17 protein-coding genes are annotated in these 17398 nt (G+C 56.3%); 11 read left to right on the plus strand and 6 right to left on the minus strand.

Features of this window, described 5'->3' with window-relative positions; translation table 11 throughout:
* From pgaB to pgaD, 3 genes are read left to right on the plus strand one after another with little or no spacing between them, the layout of a single operon-like run.
* Positions 1 to 2007: a poly-beta-1,6-N-acetyl-D-glucosamine N-deacetylase PgaB gene (gene pgaB, locus AC2CGQ_RS02010; RefSeq protein ID WP_484593438.1), complete on the plus strand. Its 2007-nt coding sequence runs from the start codon at positions 1 to 3 to the stop codon at positions 2005 to 2007.
* Positions 2004 to 3338 (plus strand): poly-beta-1,6-N-acetyl-D-glucosamine synthase, encoded by a 1335-nt coding sequence (gene pgaC / locus AC2CGQ_RS02015; RefSeq protein ID WP_015378640.1) that lies wholly within the window; start codon positions 2004 to 2006, stop codon positions 3336 to 3338. Before pgaB ends, pgaC begins: the two co-directional genes overlap by 4 nt.
* A complete protein-coding gene (gene pgaD / locus AC2CGQ_RS02020) occupies positions 3335 to 3775 on the plus strand; it encodes a poly-beta-1,6-N-acetyl-D-glucosamine biosynthesis protein PgaD (protein WP_015378639.1) in 441 nt (146 codons plus the stop codon). Before pgaC ends, pgaD begins: the two co-directional genes overlap by 4 nt.
* Here the strand turns inward: pgaD and AC2CGQ_RS02025 are convergent.
* The gene (locus tag AC2CGQ_RS02025) at positions 3772 to 4227 is read right to left on the minus strand and encodes a DUF805 domain-containing protein (protein ID WP_103085532.1); all 456 of its coding nucleotides are present in this window, start codon (positions 4225 to 4227) and stop codon (positions 3772 to 3774) included. The genes pgaD and AC2CGQ_RS02025 overlap by 4 nt on opposite strands.
* A gap of 285 nt (positions 4228 to 4512) precedes the next feature.
* Here AC2CGQ_RS02025 and mltB point away from each other — a divergent pair, with 285 nt between their 5' ends.
* Entirely contained in the window at positions 4513 to 5601 is a 1089-nt protein-coding gene (mltB, locus tag AC2CGQ_RS02030; protein WP_015378637.1) for a lytic murein transglycosylase B, read from the plus strand.
* A gap of 56 nt (positions 5602 to 5657) precedes the next feature.
* Here the strand turns inward: mltB and AC2CGQ_RS02035 are convergent, their stop codons facing one another.
* Positions 5658 to 6809: a porin gene (locus tag AC2CGQ_RS02035; RefSeq protein WP_015378636.1), complete on the minus strand. Its 1152-nt coding sequence runs from the start codon at positions 6807 to 6809 to the stop codon at positions 5658 to 5660.
* Positions 6810 to 7206: 397 nt separating this feature from the next.
* On the opposite strand from AC2CGQ_RS02035, the gene AC2CGQ_RS02040 reads away from it, so the two are divergent.
* Genes AC2CGQ_RS02040 through AC2CGQ_RS02050 form a run of 3 tightly spaced genes read left to right on the plus strand, consistent with a single transcriptional unit; the run spans position 7207 to position 8773 of the window.
* Positions 7207 to 7497 (plus strand): hypothetical protein, encoded by a 291-nt coding sequence (locus AC2CGQ_RS02040; RefSeq protein WP_099981928.1) that lies wholly within the window; start codon positions 7207 to 7209, stop codon positions 7495 to 7497.
* A gap of 46 nt (positions 7498 to 7543) precedes the next feature.
* Complete coding sequence (locus AC2CGQ_RS02045) at positions 7544 to 8467, plus strand: DMT family transporter (RefSeq protein WP_484593439.1); 924 nt, start codon at positions 7544 to 7546, stop codon at positions 8465 to 8467.
* Between the two features lie 3 nt (positions 8468 to 8470).
* Positions 8471 to 8773 carry a hypothetical protein gene (locus AC2CGQ_RS02050; protein WP_015378633.1) on the plus strand — a complete coding sequence of 101 codons (303 nt, stop codon included), beginning with the start codon at positions 8471 to 8473 and terminating at the stop codon, positions 8771 to 8773.
* Between the two features lie 11 nt (positions 8774 to 8784).
* Here the strand turns inward: AC2CGQ_RS02050 and dsdC are convergent, their stop codons facing one another.
* The 3 genes from dsdC to AC2CGQ_RS02065 all read right to left on the minus strand — a co-directional run bounded on the left by dsdC (position 8785) and on the right by AC2CGQ_RS02065 (position 12063).
* A complete protein-coding gene (gene dsdC, locus AC2CGQ_RS02055; RefSeq protein ID WP_484593440.1) occupies positions 8785 to 9714 on the minus strand; it encodes a DNA-binding transcriptional regulator DsdC in 930 nt (309 codons plus the stop codon).
* A 466-nt stretch (positions 9715 to 10180) separates the two neighbouring features.
* Complete coding sequence (locus AC2CGQ_RS02060; RefSeq protein ID WP_004936297.1) at positions 10181 to 10432, minus strand: CsbD family protein; 252 nt, start codon at positions 10430 to 10432, stop codon at positions 10181 to 10183.
* Positions 10433 to 10566: 134 nt separating this feature from the next.
* Entirely contained in the window at positions 10567 to 12063 is a 1497-nt protein-coding gene (locus tag AC2CGQ_RS02065) for a helix-turn-helix transcriptional regulator (protein WP_099981916.1), read from the minus strand.
* Between the two features lie 227 nt (positions 12064 to 12290).
* Here AC2CGQ_RS02065 and AC2CGQ_RS02070 point away from each other — a divergent pair, with 227 nt between their 5' ends.
* The 4 genes from AC2CGQ_RS02070 (at position 12291) to AC2CGQ_RS02085 (ending at position 16284) form a co-directional block, all read left to right on the plus strand.
* Positions 12291 to 13262 (plus strand): hypothetical protein, encoded by a 972-nt coding sequence (locus AC2CGQ_RS02070; protein ID WP_088381821.1) that lies wholly within the window; start codon positions 12291 to 12293, stop codon positions 13260 to 13262.
* A gap of 64 nt (positions 13263 to 13326) precedes the next feature.
* Positions 13327 to 13485 (plus strand): hypothetical protein, encoded by a 159-nt coding sequence (locus tag AC2CGQ_RS02075; RefSeq protein ID WP_230201404.1) that lies wholly within the window; start codon positions 13327 to 13329, stop codon positions 13483 to 13485.
* 703 nt (positions 13486 to 14188) lie between these two features.
* Complete coding sequence (locus AC2CGQ_RS02080) at positions 14189 to 14989, plus strand: helix-turn-helix domain-containing protein (RefSeq protein WP_021505596.1); 801 nt, start codon at positions 14189 to 14191, stop codon at positions 14987 to 14989.
* 20 nt (positions 14990 to 15009) lie between these two features.
* Positions 15010 to 16284, plus strand: coding sequence for a lactonase family protein (locus tag AC2CGQ_RS02085; protein WP_257212337.1), 1275 nt, complete (start codon positions 15010 to 15012; stop codon positions 16282 to 16284).
* Between the two features lie 214 nt (positions 16285 to 16498).
* Here the strand turns inward: AC2CGQ_RS02085 and AC2CGQ_RS02090 are convergent, their stop codons facing one another.
* Positions 16499 to 17386 (minus strand): MBL fold metallo-hydrolase, encoded by an 888-nt coding sequence (locus AC2CGQ_RS02090; protein ID WP_166730221.1) that lies wholly within the window; start codon positions 17384 to 17386, stop codon positions 16499 to 16501.
* Between the last annotated feature and the right edge of the window lie 12 nt (positions 17387 to 17398).

Below are 17398 nucleotides of genomic sequence, written 5' to 3' on the forward strand. Positions count from 1 at the left end.
ATGCTTATTCGATCCTCGCTTTTAGTGCTGGCCGCGTTGCTGACCACCGCCTGCAGTCAGGCGGACGTACCGCGCTTCACGCCGCCGGCGGAGCGATCCGTGGGGCCAATGGAACGCCCGTGGCCGGCCAACCGCTACGCGGTGCTGGCGTATCACGACGTGGAAGACGGCGCGGCGGACCAGCGCTACATGTCGGTGCGCACCAGCGCGCTTAACGAACAGTTCGCCTGGCTGAAGCAAAACGGCTATCAGCCGGTGTCGGTCGAACAGATCCTGCAGGCGCAGAACGGCGGCCCGGCGTTGCCTAACAAGGCGGTGCTGCTGACTTTCGACGACGGCTACCGCAGCTTCTACAGCCGGGTATTCCCGTTGCTGAAGGCCTACAACTGGCCGGCGGTGCTGGCGCCGGTCGGCGTTTGGCTGGATGCGCCGGCCGACAAGCCGGTCGATTTCGGCGGCCTGATGACGCCGCGCGCTCGCTTCCTCACCTGGCAGCAGGTGCGGGAAGTGTCGGACTCCGGGCTGGTGGAGATCGGCGCGCATACCTACGCCTCGCATTATGGCGGCATCGCCAACCCGCAGGGCAATACCGAACCGGCGGTCGCCAATCGGCTGTACGACGCCAAGCAGGGCCGCTATGAAAGCGAGACGGAATACCGCCAACGCATCGAGAAGGACGTGGCGTTGATCACCCGGCGCATCACCGCTGCCACCGGTAAGGCGCCGCGCGTGTGGGTCTGGCCGTACGGTGCGGCCGGCGGCGTGGCGCTGGATATCGCGCGCAAGCACGGTTACCGCATGGCGCTGACGCTGGAGAACGGGCTGGGAGACGTCAACGCGCCTGAGAACGTGCCGCGCATGCTGGTGGCCGGCAATCCGTCGCTGACGAGCTTCGCCCAGCAGCTGACGCAGATACAGAACCGACAGATCATGCGGGTGGCGCACGTCGATCTCGACTACCTCTACGATCCCGATCCGCAGCAGCAGGCCAAAAATCTCGACAAGCTGATCCAGCGCATCTACGACCTGCGCATTAATACCGTTTTCCTGCAGGCGTTCGCCGATCCAAAAGGCGACGGCAACGTGCGCGAGCTCTATTTCCCCAACCGCTGGCTGCCGATGAAGGCCGACCTGTTCAACCGGGTCTCCTGGCAGCTCTCGTCGCGCACCGGCGTGGCCGTGTATGCCTGGATGCCGGTGCTGGCGTTCGAGCTGGGGTCTGACGTGCCGCGCGTGCAGCGCCTCGATCCGCAAAGCGGGCAGCTGTCGGTAGACGACAAGCAGTATCGTCGCCTGTCGCCGTTCAGTCCGGTGGCGCGCCAGCGCATCGGTGAGATCTACGAGGATCTGGCGGCCCACGCCACTTTCAAAGGGATCCTGTTCCACGACGATGCGCTGCTGTCGGACTTCGAAGATGCCGGCCCCGAAGCCGTTGCGGCCTATCGCCAGGCCGGTTTCGCCGATTCGGTGGCGGCGATTCGTCAGGATCCGCAGGCGATGGCGCGCTGGACGCGCTTCAAGAGCCGGGCGCTGATCGACTTTACCCAGTCGCTGGCCGAACGGGTGCGGGCGATCCGCGGTCCGCAGGTGCAAACCGCGCGCAATATTTATGCGATGCCGGTACTCGATCCCGCCAGTGAAGCCTGGTTCGGCCAGAATTTAGCGGATTTCCTGCAGGCCTACGACTGGGTAGCGCCGATGGCGATGCCGCTGATGGAAAACGTGCCGCGCGCCGACAGCGGCCGCTGGCTGGATCAACTGGTGGGCAAAGTGGCCGCTTACCCCGGCGCGCTCGATAAAACGGTGTTTGAGTTGCAGGCTGTCGACTGGCGCAAGGAGCGCCGAATCAGCCTGGATGACGGTCAACTGCTGGCCGAATGGATGCGTCGCCTGCAGCGCAATGGCGCTCAGAGCTTTGGTTATTACCCCGACAACTTCCTCGACGATCGGCCTAAGCTGGACGCCGTTCGCCCGGTGTTGTCCTCAGCCTGGTTCCCACTGCCATGACAGATCGTTTAATTGCCTTATTTATCCTGTGTCTGGTGTTGAGCGTGCCTTTCGGCATCGTCCTGCTGTTTACCGGCGAAATGCTGCTCAACTTCGTGTTCTTCTGGCCGTTGTTCATGTCCGGCATCTGGATCGCCGGCGGCATCTATTTCTGGCTGCATCGCGAGCGGCATTGGCGCTGGAGCCCGGACATGCCCGCGCCGGCGCTGCCGGGCAACCCGTCGATCAGCGTGCTGATCCCCTGTTTCAACGAAGGGTTGAACGCGCGTGAAACCATTTCGGCGGCGATGGCGCAGCGCTATGACAATATCGAAGTGATCGCCATCAACGACGGCTCCAGCGATGACACCGCCGAGGTGTTGGACCAGTTGACGCTGGAGTTCCCCCGGCTGCGAGTGATCCATCTGGCGCAAAATCAGGGCAAGGCGATTGCACTGCAGGCGGGCGCAGCGGCGGCGCGCAGCGAGTATCTGGTGTGCATCGACGGCGATGCGCTGCTGGATCGCGATGCGGCAGCCTATTTGGTGGCGCCGCTGTTGGCCAATCCGCATGTCGGCGCGGTGACCGGCAATCCGCGCATCCGCACGCGCTCCACGCTGATCGGCCGCATCCAGGTCGGTGAGTTTTCGTCGATCATCGGCCTTATCAAGCGCACGCAGCGCGTTTATGGCCGCCTGTTCACCATCTCCGGCGTGGTCGCGGCGTTTCGTAAGCAAGCGCTTACCGATGTCGGTTACTGGAGTCAGGACATGATCACCGAAGACATCGACATCAGCTGGAAGCTGCAGCTGAAGCACTGGGCTATCTTCTTCGAACCGCGAGCGCTGTGCTGGATCCTGATGCCGGAGACCTTGCGCGGGCTATGGAAGCAGCGCCTGCGCTGGGCGCAGGGCGGCGCCGAGGTGTTTTTAAAGAATCTGCGCAACCTGTGGGCCTGGGAGCACCGGCATATGTGGCTGCTGTTCGCCGAGTATTGCCTCTCCACGCTGTGGGCGTTCACTTACCTGGTCAGCGTGCTGATTTTTCTGGTTGGACTGGCGATACCGCTGCCGGAGGGCATCCGCATTCACTCGCTGCTGACGCCGGCGTTTACCGGCCTGGTGCTGGGCGTGGTGTGCTTGCTGCAGTTCACCGTCAGTCTGCTGCTGGAGAAGCGCTATGAGAAGGGCTTTGGCCGCTCGTTGTTCTGGATCATCTGGTATCCGCTGGTGTATTGGCTGCTCAGCTTGCTGACCACGCTGGTGGCGTTTTCCAAAGTGATGTTGAAAGCTCGGCGCGGGCGTGCGCGCTGGATAAGCCCCGACCGGGGCATTGGGAGGATCAAAGAATGACGGACGTCCTGATTTATTCCGAGCGCGGCCTGCTGCCGCGCGTGGTAGACAGCCTGCTGACGCTTTTCGCCTGGTGCGGCTTTCTTTATCTGTTCAGCCGCGGCCTGATGTCGGTGATGGATCAGCACGGGGTGGGCTCCGCCCTGTCGCTGCTGGAAGTGATCTCGCTGTATATCATTGTGGCGTTGTTCAATGCCGTCACTCTGATCGCCTGGGCCAAATACAACCAGTATTTCTCCCGTCGCAGGGCGGCCGACCGCTGGCGGAAACAGCAACAGAACACCCACATCGGCTATATCACGCCGGAGCTGACCCGGCAGTTGCGGCGTTTGCCGATCGCCGTAGTGTCCCACAACAGCGGCGGCGGTATCAGCCAGGTTAGCGGCAGGCTGACGGCGGCCGAACCGGCAGCGAACAAGGTGGTGCAGCTGCGTTAATCGTCAGCGTTGCCGTCCGGCTTGCGGCGCAGCCCGTCGGGCGGCAACAGCAGGGCGCAGATCATCCCCGCCAGACTGAACAGCGGCAGCCAGCGCGCCACCGGGCCGGGAGAGTAATTGTTCAGCATCGAACACACATAGCACGCCACGGCCAGCGCCCATCCGGGCAGGCCGATATCGTTGAGCCGAAACGCGGTTTTGGCCATAAACCACGCCACCAGGCCAAAACAGAACAGCGCCCACACCATGATGCACAGCAGATACAGCAGCACCGAGACGAATTCCTCGGTATCGCCGTGCGCATGGGCGCGAAAATGGTTTTTATCCAGATAGGTCGACAGAAACGACAGTAGCACGATGCCAACGACGAAGATCGCCAGCGAAAAAACAAAGGGTTTGCGCGAGATGCGCCCACGATAAAGGTCTTTGGCGAGTTGTCCGAGAGAGTCCATCACAATCCGTTGTCATAATCATTGACCGCCCGGCGGTGGCCGGATGGCAAGCAGCCGGGCATTTTATCGGGGTAAATGCGGGCGTCAAGGTGATAATTTTTCTCATTTAGTTGCGGTTGAGATTCCACGCGGCCGCATCGGGCGTCCCTTCACCGTGCAAAACGTCACAATTTGGCACGTTTGGCTACCTGGCGCGGTAATTGGCGGCATAATCCTGTTTGTTCGCGTTGAACAATGCATTAACATAACTCCCACTTATCTCTTGCATGGCTATATGGATATCCGATGCGTCACCTGGTTGCGCTTTTACCGCTGATTACCTTGCTTGCTGCCTGTAGCAGCACGCCGAAACCCAGTACCACCGCTACGCCGCAGAGCACCCCGGTAAAGGGCGGCTTTTTGCTGAGCCCGGCGCACAGCGGCGCGCCGCTGGGGGGGGATTTCGCCAATAACCCGAATACCGCGCGCTTTATCGATAAGATGGTGCAGGAACACGGCTTTGATCGGCAGCAGCTGCACGACGTGCTGGCGCAGGCACGGCGTTTGGATTCGGTGCTGCGGCTGATGGACAGGCAGGCGCCGACGCCGTCTACCCAGGGGCCAACCGGGCCGAATGGCTCCTGGCTGCGCTACCGCAACAAGTTCATCACCCCGGATAACGTGCAAAACGGCGTGGTGTTCTGGAATCAATATCAGGATGCGCTGCAGCGTGCCTGGCAGGTGTACGGCGTGCCGCCGGAGATCATCGTGGGGATTATCGGCGTGGAGACCCGCTGGGGCCGCGTAATGGGTAAAACCCGCATTATCGACGCGCTGGCGACGTTGGCCTTCAACTACCCGCGCCGCGCCGATTACTTCGCCGGTGAGCTGGAAACCTTCCTGCTGATGTCGCGCACCGAAGGCGACGATCCGCTCGAACTGCGCGGCTCCTTTGCCGGCGCGATGGGCTATGGGCAGTTCATGCCTTCTTCCTTCAAAAGCTATGCGGTCGACTTCAACGGCGATGGGCATATCAACCTGTGGGATCCGGTCGATGCCATCGGCAGCGTGGCCAATTACTTCAAGGCGCACGGCTGGTCCAAAGGCGAACCGGTCGCCATTCAGGCCAACGGCCAGGCACCGGGGCTGGAAAACGGCTTCAAGACGCGCTACTCGGTTGCCGCGCTGGCGGAAGCCGGCCTAAGCCCGCAGGGCTCGCTCGGCGATAATCAGGAAGCCAGCCTGCTGCGGCTGGACATCGGCACCGGCTACCAGTATTGGTATGGCCTGCCGAACTTCTACGTCATCACCCGCTATAACCACAGCACCCATTACGCCATGGCGGTATGGCAGCTGGGCGAGGCGGTCGGGCGCTCGGCGCGCGGCGGCTTCTGACGCTGCGTCAATAACGAAAAAGGCCGCTTGCGCGGCCTTTTTTGCGTTCAGAGCAATCAGAAATCGTAGCGCAGGCGCACCACGGTCATATCGCCGAGGTTGTCGGTGCTCGATGTCAGCACGTGCTCCACGTCAACGCGGAAACCGTAGTCAAACTGCACGGTAACCCCGAGGCCGTTGTCGATGCGCTGGTAGTTGCGGCCGGTGATGTATTCCAGGCGGTCGCCCATGAAGTACGGCATCACCGATTTCACCGCGTACTGGCCAACCGGCACGGTATAACCGGCCAGGTATTCGATACCCCATGCGTCGCCGGCGAAGTAATTATTGATGTCGGCTTTCTTGGTGGTCAGGAAGTCGTTGTAGTAACCGCCGCCGAAGGTGAGGGTCCAGTTGTCCGGTTTCCAACTGATGGCGGTACCGAAAATGTTCTGGTCATAGCTCTTGCTGCCGCTGGTGGACGGATTGCGCATTTCGGCGCGGGTGTAGTTCCAGGCGGTGCCCCAGGTCAGGTCCGGCGTAATGTGGTAATCCACGCCCAGTGAGCCGCCGCCTTTGCGCTTGTAGCGCAGGCCGTTGCCCGGCAGATAGTCGCTGTCGCTGAACAGGTACGAAGCGTAAACGTCCGCATCGCCGAAGCGGTTCTTGTACTTCAGCATTTTGCGTGAGCGGTAAGAGCCGTCGTAGTCACCGTTGATGCCGTTGCCCGGTGCCTGGGCCAGCATGTCGTAGTCCCAGATATCGGTTTTGGCGCCCACCACGTCATAATAAACGCTGTTCTGTTGACCGAAGGTCATCTGGCCCCAGGTGTTGCTTTTCAGGCCGGTGTACAGCATGCGGCGGCTGGTGTTTCTCGCGCCGTCGGCATAGTGGTGATCCCAGTCGAACAGCGCCGGAATGTTCACGCCCAGCTCGTAGTAGCTGATCCAGCTGATATCGTCGAACAGGTAGTAGTCCGCCGCGAAACGGAAGCGGGTGCCGCCGTCGAAGCCGTTACGCTTGTAGGAGCCCTTGTCACCGTCGCCCGTCATGTTGTTGAACTGCGGACGGATACTGCCGCCAACGGTGAAGTTCAGGCGGCTGAGCGGATCGCCAGCCTGCGGATCCTGCTTCAGCAGGGTGATTTCCGCCTGAGCGGCGAACGACGCGCTGCCGATCGCCAGACCCAGCGCCACCGCTTGAGTCAATACGCGCAATTTCATTGCCATGTGTTATCCCTGTTTTATGTATGACCGCCCCCATCAGCGCCGCCATGCCGATGTTTTGCGCAGAACGCTGCGTTTTCACGCATTTTGACGGTTTTTTTGGTGTTTTAGCGGCGGGCGGCATTTGTAACATAAACGGTAAAATAAATAATTACTTTTCTTGCTAATTATTGGCCGGTTTTTGACCATTTCGTGCGGTGAAAAGGGCCGCTTTTCATGCCTTTCGATTCGGATGAATTCATCTAACGCCAAGGTTTATATTTTTCATTTGTCAGTCATCGGCGTCAGCCTGTAATTTTATCCGTGCAAGAGATAATTAATTAAAGCCTGTCACCGCCGTATTAACGTTAGCCGCTTTCTGCGTAATCGGTCGGCAGGAATAAGCGATTTGGAGGTCGCCATGAGGAATCTGTTAATGTTGTTGGTGGGGCTGTTTTCATTACCGGCGATGGCGGCGGAATCGCACGTTTGTCATTCTCAAGCTTATGATTATGCAGAGGTTAGTAAACTCAGGTTGTCTGACGACACCCTGTTTTCCTGCCGCGGCGTGGGGCGCCTGACGATCCCGGAACTGGCGCGCAAAGGATGGAGGGTGATTCATTTAGCGCAGCAAACTGAATATACCGACTCCGTCGACAGCGACGGCGAGGTTATTAAACTTTATCAGGAAATCGTGGTGTATAAAGAATAACGCGACGGCAGCCTGTTATTATTTCAACGGCGACGAGAACCCTATTATGAATGTAAGAATCGGTATTGACGGCAGGGCTGCCGCCGCCATGGTGATGCTTTGCGCTATCTGGGGAATGCAGCAGGTGGCGATCAAGGCTGCCGAGGCGGATGTGTCGGCGGTGCTGCAAATTGCCATTCGTTCGGGGCTCGCCGCGCTGGGGGTATACCTGTTGGCGCGTTGCCGCGGCGAGTGTTTCACCTGGGATCGCGCCACGCTGAGCGCCGGTCTGAGCGTAGGAGCATTGTTCGCGCTGGAGTTCTTTTTTGTCTCCGAAGGGCTGCGCTATACCAGCGCTTCGCATATGGCGGTGTTTTTGTACACCGCGCCGCTGTTTTCCGCTCTCGGCCTGCATTTTCTGATTCGCCAGGAACGCCTGTCGCCGGTGCAGTGGCTTGGCATGCTCATCGCCTTTGGCGGCGTGGTGCTGGCCATATCGGGCATGGCTGAGGGCAGCGGCGACGCAGCTCGGTTGAAGGGCGATCTCTACGGCCTGCTGGCGGGGATCGCCTGGGGCAGTTCTACCCTGGTGATCCGTACCACGCGCCTGGCGGAGTGCCCGGCCAAACAGACGCTGCTGTTCCAGTTGACGGGCGCCTGTGTGCTGCTGTCGCTGCTGGCGCTGGCGACGGACAATTTGCACGTCGTCCTGAGCCCCGTGGCCTGGAGCAGCCTGTTGTTCCAAACGGTGATCGTGTCGTTTTTCAGCTACCTGATCTGGTTTTCACTGTTGCGCCGTTATCAGGCTTCCTCGCTGGGCATTCTCACCTTTATGACGCCGGTATTCGGCATCCTGGCGGGGGCCGTCATTCTCGGCGAACCGTTGCAAATTGAATTTTTATTGGGTGCTGTGTTGATCGTACTGGGGTTAATCGTAGTGAGTTGTTCATATCTTATTTATGTTGACCGAAGGGTGGCACCAAAAATATAAATTATGGATGTTGATGTACAGAACTACCAAATAAGCTGCGAAAGCCAATTCATTATTCAGCTGCAAATATCCCGCTATGCCTGGGGCGTGCCGCTGATTACGCTCAGCGATAACGGTGATTTTACCGTGATAAGAAGCCGAGGCTGGTCGAGGTTGGCTAATGGGATGCAATTGGAGGTTTATTATTTTGCCAATAATTCTCTGCTGACCTGGGATAAAAACCGCAAAAATATCTCTTATTCAAAGGCCGGCCGGCTCTACGCCTGCGCGCTGCATTTTTCTTATTCCCCCAAAGTATGGCGATAATCCTCTGGCCATCAGACCAGAGGGGAGATTTTCATGATCCACTGCTTAAATGCGAGGATCTTCGGCCACTGCCGTTCGGAGATGGTCGAGGTAAAATAGCAGTGCTCGCAGGGCGCGGTCATGTCGGTGAACGGAATGATAAGTTCGCCGCTTTTGATCCAGTCCTGCACCAGATTGAGCCGCCCCATGGCGACGCCAAGGTGCCGCGTCGCGGCCAGCACTGCAAGATCGGAACGGTCGAACTCCATGCTTTTACTGTCGGTATCCAGCCCCAGCGCAAAGTGTTGCGACCAGGTTTGCCACTCATCTTCGCCGGAGTTGTAGCGATCGTGCAGCAGCGTGCAGTGGGCCAGGTTTTCCGGCGCATCGTACAGGTTATGCGTGGCGGCGTACTGCGGCGTGCAGATCGGCACCATTGATTCCTGCATAAAGGCTTCGTCCAGATGCCGCCCCGAGGGCAGTTTGCCGAAGTACATCGCCAGATCCACGCCGCGGTTGGCCAGGTTGATGATTTCCTGCCCGGTCAGAATATTGAGGTGAATGGTGGGGTGCTGGGCGATAAAGTCGCCGATGCGCGGCAGCAGCAGACATTGCACCAGGGACGGGTGCGAGTAGAGGGTCAAGGTCCCCGTCAACTCGCGATTTTTGATGTCCAGGATTTCCTGATTCAAGGTGTTGAAGGAGCTGTCCAGCGCCCATTGCATGCGCTCGCCCTCCGGCGTCAGCGTAATTCTGCGATGAAAGCGTTGGAATAGCAGAAACCCCAATTCCTTTTCGAGCAAATTAATGCGGTGGCTCACTGCACTGGGGGTGATCGACAATTCTTGTGCCGCCAGCGCAAAAGATAAATGACGTGCGACGCATTCGAAAGTATGCAGCCGGGAAAATTGATAGCTGGTCAGCGGGGTTGCCCGCTGCGAATGTTTTTTACTGGGGAACATGCTATTTCTCCGTGCGCATAATCCGGCAATATTAACATTTAATGGCGCGGAGGATAAACCCAGGCTGATTGATATATTCAGTTTTTACGCTGAGAAATATCGTTATGTTGCAGGGAAATTAACTGGCTTGCATAACAACCGGAAATAACAGGCGGTGGGCGCGTTGAGTGAGAGGGTGATGATAATCTGCAATAGGACGAATATAATAAAAAGACGTGCCGTATAAGCAGCGAGTAAAGACGGTGTGCGACAGCCTGAACGATAAAGGCTCATGTTCCATGCGGGATATAACGGTTTCGCCATAATAATCCGTCGCATGGCGACGCAGAATACGCGTTAATCCCAGCGGCAAACGAGCGGAGGCATCAATCGATAATACTGCGTCCCTCAGGCCGATAGAACCGCGCCCGGTGGCTACCCACCGGGCGCGGCATTCAGGGAAAAGCGGTTTGTTCGCCGGCGCGCATCAACGGCGGCGCAGCAGCAGGCCGGTCAACAGGCCTGCGCCGGCAATGAGGGCCAATGCGGCGAGGGGGTTTTTCTTCATCATGTTGCCGGCGCAGCTCAGGGCATCGCCGTATTTTTCTTGCAGCACGCCCGCTGCCTGGCGCGCGGCGCCTTCGGCCTGCAAACGTTCGTTGCCGGTGACGTCGCCCGCGATTTCCTGCGCCTTGCCCGCCACTTTTTCCATCATGCCATTGGCTTTTTCGCTGTTCATTGTGATGCGCTCCTAAGGTTCGATCCGTTTGGCTTCCGCACAGGACGGAAGCCTGCATTTGCACCGCCATGTTATGCACTTCACTTGTGGCCTATAAGGGGCGTTTGTATCGGTTTGGGTAGTGCATTTGCAGGTTACTTGCCATTCCTCAAGGCCAGCCCGCCGGTAAACAGCCCGCGTTCTCTGGCCCAGACGATGGCTTCGCTGCGGCTATGCACGCCGAGTTTGGAATAGACCGTCGCGACATGGTTGCGGATGGTGTTGAGCGCCAGATTGAGACGCGCCGCGATTTTCTTGTCCGGCAGCCCCTCGCAAATCAATTCCAGCACATCGCGCTCGCGCGGCGTGAGGTCGCTGGCGGTAAATCCAGCCTGGTCGGGCCGGTTGATGCTTTTCACGTTGGCCAGTTTTTCGATCAGGGTTTGGCTGAACCAGGAGGCGTCCTGCATCACTTCTTCGATGGCGCTTACCAGCTCCAGCTCCGAGCGTTTGCGTTCGGTAATGTCCATGAGCACCAGCAGATAACAGGGCGCGTTGTGGATGCTGACGGCATCCGCCGAGGCCACACAGTCAATCGACTCGCTCCCTTTCTTGCGCACCCGGATGTCCAGCCCTTCGACGTTGCCGCTTTTTTCCAGGGCGGCAAACAAACGGCGGTTCGCCTCCGGATCGTCAATAAACGGGATCTCTCCGACCGTCTTGCCGATCAAGTCTTCGGCGTCGTACTCGGTGGTGCGGGTGAAGGCTTCGTTGACATCCAGCACGCGCCGCTCGTGCGCGGTACATAACAACGTCGGCACCGGGCTCAGGCGAAATGCCTTGGCAAACCGTTCTTCACTTTCTCGCAGCGCCGATTCCGCCTGGCGCCGGGGTTCGAGATCGGTAAACGTGAACAGCATGCAGTCGTCTTCATTGATATCCAAGGGTTGGCCGGCAACCACCACCAGCTTGCTTCCTCCGCCGGGCAGCTTCAGCTCGGCCTCCATCTGCGGAATGGTAGCGCCTTCCCCCAGGCGCTGAACGGCCAGTTCTTTGTGCTCCGCCTGTTCCAGAACGTCGAGTTCATAAACCGAACGCCCCATGACCTGTTCACGTTGGTAACCGGTCATATCAAGGAACCCCTGGTTGACCTTGACGTAACGCAGGTCGCTTAGCCGACAAATGACTGCCGGTGCCGGATTGGCGTTGAAGGTTTTTTCAAAGCGCTGTTCGGCGCTGGCCCACTCCGTCGCGTCGCTCAGGATCAGCGCCAGCAGCTCCGGTTGCCCCTGCGCATCGGTGATAATCAGGCTCCGCAGGCGGTGCACCCAGAAGCTGTCCGGATCGTCGACCTGCCGAACCTCCACCACCACATCGGTGAAGGTTTCGCCTTCGGCAACCCGGTTCAGCGGGTACTGTTCCAAAACCAGCGGATGATTGTTGCGATAGCGCAGGGCAAAACGCGCCGCGTACTCGCCGGCATTGGCCCCCAGAGCTTTCTGATGACTCACGCCATGCATGGTCAACGCGGCCTCGTTGGCCCATAGCAAGGTTTGATCGGTATCCGTCAGGATCACGCCGTCGGACAAGCCGGAGATGATTTGCTGCAGGTGGCCGCTGTGGGTTTCGCTGGCCAAAACGGATTGGCTCATGTGTTCTCCGCTAGACAGAAGGGGGCGGCCTCTTAAGGCGGCCGCGGGTTACGCTATTCGCTGAGCAGCTTAGTGCATAACGTGCGTATTCGCAGGGTGTGAATGCACCAGGCATTCTGATGCAAATGAACCGGGACGGCCGACGACGCCGCGCGGCAGACTGAATTTGTCTGCGCGGTTACCCGCCGTGCGTGCAATCACTTGTCCAGAAAATATAAGGAACAACGATGACCACTGTCTATGAATCAAATCGCTTAGCGTTTCAGGTGTCATGGGGCTCGATATTGGCCGGGAGTGCCGTGGCGCTGGTGACTTATCTGACCTTCAGCGTGCTGGGCACGGCTATTGGTGCCCAGGCCGTGGATATGATGCAAAAGGGCAACCCGCTGAGCGGCTTTGGCACCGGCACCGGGATCTGGCTGCTGGTTTCAACGCTGGCATCGCTGGCCGCAGGCGCGTTCGTCGCCGGCCGCTCCGCACCGAATCGCGGCGGCTTGCATGGCTTGCTGAGTTGGGCGATCACCACCTTGTTGACCACCTGGCTGATGGTTTCATTGGCGAGCGGCGTAGTGGGGCTGGCGGGAAGCGCGGTGGGTAAAGGGCTTTCGCTGGCAGGCAGCGGCCTGGCGGCGGCAGCGCCAAACGTAGGCGAAGGCCTCAAGCAACAGCTGGATAAAAAGGGCATCAGCCTTGACTGGGGAAGCCTGGAAAATCAGTTGAACGCCACGCTTAAGCAGAGCGGTAAGCCGGAGCTGGATCCTGCTCGGTTGGAGCAGAAAGCCAATCGGGCGGCCGCCGACGGCAAACAGTCGGCCGTGGATGCCGCGGCCGATCCGGCGCAGGCCGCCACCGAGCTTAAGCAGTGGTTCGAGCGCGTCAAGCAGTCCGGTGAGCCGGCGTTGAGCGCCGCCGATAAGGACGCGCTGGTGAATATCGTTGCGGCACGCACCGGCAAGAGCCGCGATGAAGCGAGCCAAATCGTCGATAACTACGCCCAGGCTTACCAGCAGGCGGTGCAGAAGGTGGAAAAACTCAAGGCCGAGGCCGAGCAGAAAGCGCGTGAAGCGGCCGATGAAGCGGCCAAACAGCTGTCTCGCGCCGCGTGGGGTTCGCTGTTGGTACTGCTGTTGGGCGCTGCGTTGAGCGCCGGCGTGGGGCGGATTGCCGAATCAACCCGCCGCACTGTCGCGGTAAGTTGAGATGAAAAAAAACTTGTCGTGCATCTCGCTGAATTATCGAAAAGTAGCGGGGGCCTCTGCTCCCGTGCTCGTCATCGATTTCTGCAACGAGAACAACGAGCGTTATACCCTGCGCTACAACCTGCCGCCGGATACCCCGGAACGCACCGAGCGGCGGGTATCTTTGCTGCTGTACCTGTTGCGCAAGCACAGGTCCGCAGAGATCGACAACCTGGCTGATTAATCAGGCCGTTAATGAAAAGCCCAGCCTCGCGTGCTGGGCTTTTTGTTTGCGGCCGCAGGCCGTTCTGACAACAAGGTGCGGGCGAGTCGGCTCGGCATTTTACCGGGGGAGAGATGGGCGATTCATGGGAGTAGGCAGGGTTCCCAATGGGCGTGGTTTGTAAAACAGGGCATCGAGCAAGGTTGGTTAAAATATCCGTTTTCTCTGCGCAGGAACGATAAAAAAGAAACGCACTATTGCGACGCGAGATTATTGAGACCGATGTTCAGCCTTGAGCTTATCCCTCCCGTCTTCTTTTACTGTCGGTCATACTTTATATCTCTTTCGCAGTACGTTTTATCGGCGGGCCAAGCATATAAAATGCGTTTTCATTTGTGATGATGAAATTCCTATTCGGCCATGCAATCTGGCTGTAAAAAAACACTTTAAGGTAAAACAATTAGCAAAAAGTGTGATTCTGCCTGGTGTGTCAAGTGCATCTTTGATGAGTGCACTTTACGCGAGTTGATTTTGTTTTATGGGTTTCTTGCGGAGAGATTTATATAACATGATCATTTTCAGTTATTTATGCGATAGTTTTTCCTATGCCGAAAAAAATGAATTGACAGGCTGGTTTTTTTTAGGATTAATCTTAATGACTTGGTTTGGTTGGTTAACGATTTTAATAAAAAGGACGCAAATCTTATAAAAGCAAGGAGCACATATGGATTACAGAAAAGATATTCTTTTGCAGGTGTTGGAGTATATGGAAAAGAATATTGTCGAGGGGCTGACAGTTGAAAAGGTTTCCATTATCTCAGGTTACTCTAAATGGCATTTGCAACGGCTGTTTAAGCATTATTTTGGTATAACGCTAGGGACTTATATAAGGAATAGAAAACTGAGTCGCTCTGCTATTTTGCTCAAACAGCACCAAGGGAACATATTGGATGTCGCCCTGGCATCCGGGTTTGCCTCTCAGCAATGTTACACGCGGGCATTCAAACGTTTCTTTGGCGAAACGCCCAACAGCTTTAGAAACAGCCGGGGATGGGATTTTTCCACGCAGATCCCGCCGTATGGCAACGATAAGAAACCCTACTTCTACCACACGGTCATGCCGGATGACATTGAGATGTTAAAGCATTACAAATCACTGATTTTTCATTCTATAAGAAAATTCAGAGATACCGGCGACATTGCACGGACCAATGAAAAATGGTTAAGCAAGCAGCGGGGGGGATGTAATGTGGAAAAGAACAGGAGTAATAAATGGCATTCCAACAGCAAAGGGCAAGAGGTTTTTCATTCCATCTTTAACTTCTATATCCCTATGGGTAAATATATTGTCATCCCCTTTACGGGGGAGTTTTCAGAATATATTGACTTTTTCGATGTAATGTATGACGCTTATCTGCCTGCCATCAATGTCAAAATGAGGGAGAGCTTTTTTATAGAGTTATATAGGCAAGAGGATCTAAATGGCAAGGTTGTCAATGTCGATATACTTATTCCTGTGACATAGTGATGAGGCAAGAAGACATCATGAATAGAGAAAAAACTCTCGACTCGATTAATAAGCGCCATCCAGCTCGCTTTATGCTACCTTCTATATTGTCTGAACTTGGTCGAACAATCGTTGCCGGCTCAGGCCGGCAAGCCATTCAATTAACTGCGGTGTTAATTTCTCTCATGTTTTCAGGAAATGCGATGGCCAATAATCGGGAACATCAGCAAATAGCGTTAGTCGGTACCTGGACCCATATTCCGAATGCGCCCGCGGTGCAGAAACCGGCAAGACCCAGTGAAGGGCTCTATCGCCTGGCGGTTAATGGCGACGGCACGTTAACGCTGCTCGACGTGGTTAAAATGAACAGCCCATCGTGGATCGTAAAATCTCGCGATGGCCGTTTCGCCTATGCCACCAATGAGGAGAACGCGGGAACGGTGACCGCCTTGGCAATAGACGAAGCTGGCAGCGTGCGGGTGCTGAATACGGTGAGCAGTGCGGGCCAGCAGCCGACGCATGCCACCCTCAGTCCGGATGGCAAGTTTCTGTTTGTCGCCAACTACTCCGTCGCCAAAGGCGGCGCGGGGATGACGGTATTGCCAATTGGCAGTGACGGCAAACTGGGTGAACGGGTGCAGCATTATCCGTTTATATCAGGTTCTGGCGCCGTGCAGGGGCGTCAGGAAGGGGGCCATGCGCACTCAACCACCTTCAGCCGCGATGGTAAATATCTGTATGCGGCGGATCTCGGTGGGGACAAGCTGCACGCCTATCGCTATCGCTCGGATAGCGCACTGCCGCTGCAGGCGGACGCATCGCGCGATGTCAGCTTTGCGCCAGGCGCCGGCCCAAGGCACATGGTGTTCTCGCCGAAAGGCGAGTATGCCTATGTCATCACCGAAATGGCAGGTGAAATCGAGGTGTTTACCGTCAGCGACCATCGATTGACGCAACAAGGGAAAGTGAAACTGAACGGCGGGCAGGATTCAGCGGAGGCGAAAAGCGGCGGAGCCATTATCCTCAGCCCGAGCGGCAGATATCTTATTGCCACCAATCGCGGTGCCGATAACCATTTGCTGGTATTAAAAATTGATGGGGATGGGCTGCCAGGGGAGACGACGCGCTATGACGCTGGCGGCATTGAACCGCGTGCGCTCGCTTTCGATGCCACCGGCAACCATCTTTATGTCACGAATGTGTTCACCAATACCGTTACGCTGTTCGATTTCGATGATGAGACGGGTGAGTTGAAGGCCAGAGGCGAGGCGGCGACGATTGCTACGCCGACGGATATTAAGTTTTTTAATTAGTGTCAATCGGGGGGTTAAGTCTCTGGCGGCGTGTTTATTAGAGAGAGGGAATGCGTTATTTGCATCGCGTTGGATTAAAGCCGCCAACGTACTATGCGCCATTGCCTGATAATTTAGGCGCAAGGGCTCCTTGAAAGACGGTACATTAATGGCCGGAAATGTATGGGGGGGATAGCCCCCTCCATGTAAGGTTTAAGAGAGACTATGATTAATATTATATGCTAACTGAACCGATATAGCGTCCTCGTTCTACGTTGTCAGCATCTTCGTTATCAAACTTATCATTTTGATAATTTTCACTGGAGACGTAGAAATGAACTTTACGGCCAACACACTCCATAGTGACATCACCGGCACAATTCTGCGTAATTGTCTTGTAACCCGTATAATAATTCAAGTGACGAGAGGGGGCCTCTCCGATAATGATCACTTTAGGTTTTATTTTTTCTAACCAGGAGTTGGGTATTTTTCCTGATGCTCTGCCATGGTGAGAGGCGAAAACAACGGTGGTTTCCTGTAACTCAACATCATTGATGATGTTTTCCATAAATTTCGTTTCCAGGTCGCCGAGCCACATCACGCTTGCGCCATCTCTGGTTTCATATCTAATGATTGCTGATATGTTATTGGTTTCTGTTCCATTATTTTCGGCAGACGCCAAGGCTGAGATAAAATGCGTATTGCCGAGGTTTGGCCATAGGATCGATATCCCTGCGCTTTTTCTTGCTTCGTCGCTGAGGTTCATCCACTTACGTTTACAGTTTTTTGAAATGTAAAATGCTTTATCTCCATCTCGCAATTCACAATATTTTTTAAAGGAAACGGTTTCATCTGTTTTGATGGTCTTATTCTTGACTACATAAAAGTTGTATATCTTGAATGCGGCATCAAGAAGCTCAATTCCGCCGAAGTGGTCTTCATCCGGATGCGTGCTGATAAAACGGCTTATTCCCTTGTCGGCAGCCTGCTTCTTTATATCTGCGATGATGTTCTCTGCATTATCGCGGTTGATATGGCAATCAATGATCGTAAAATTATCGGTGTTATGCCTAATGTAGAACATGTCGCCATTATTGACTGAGAAACTCTTGATTAATGACATGGACTTTCCTTA

This window comes from Serratia sp. DFXYC6, from assembly GCF_057196085.1.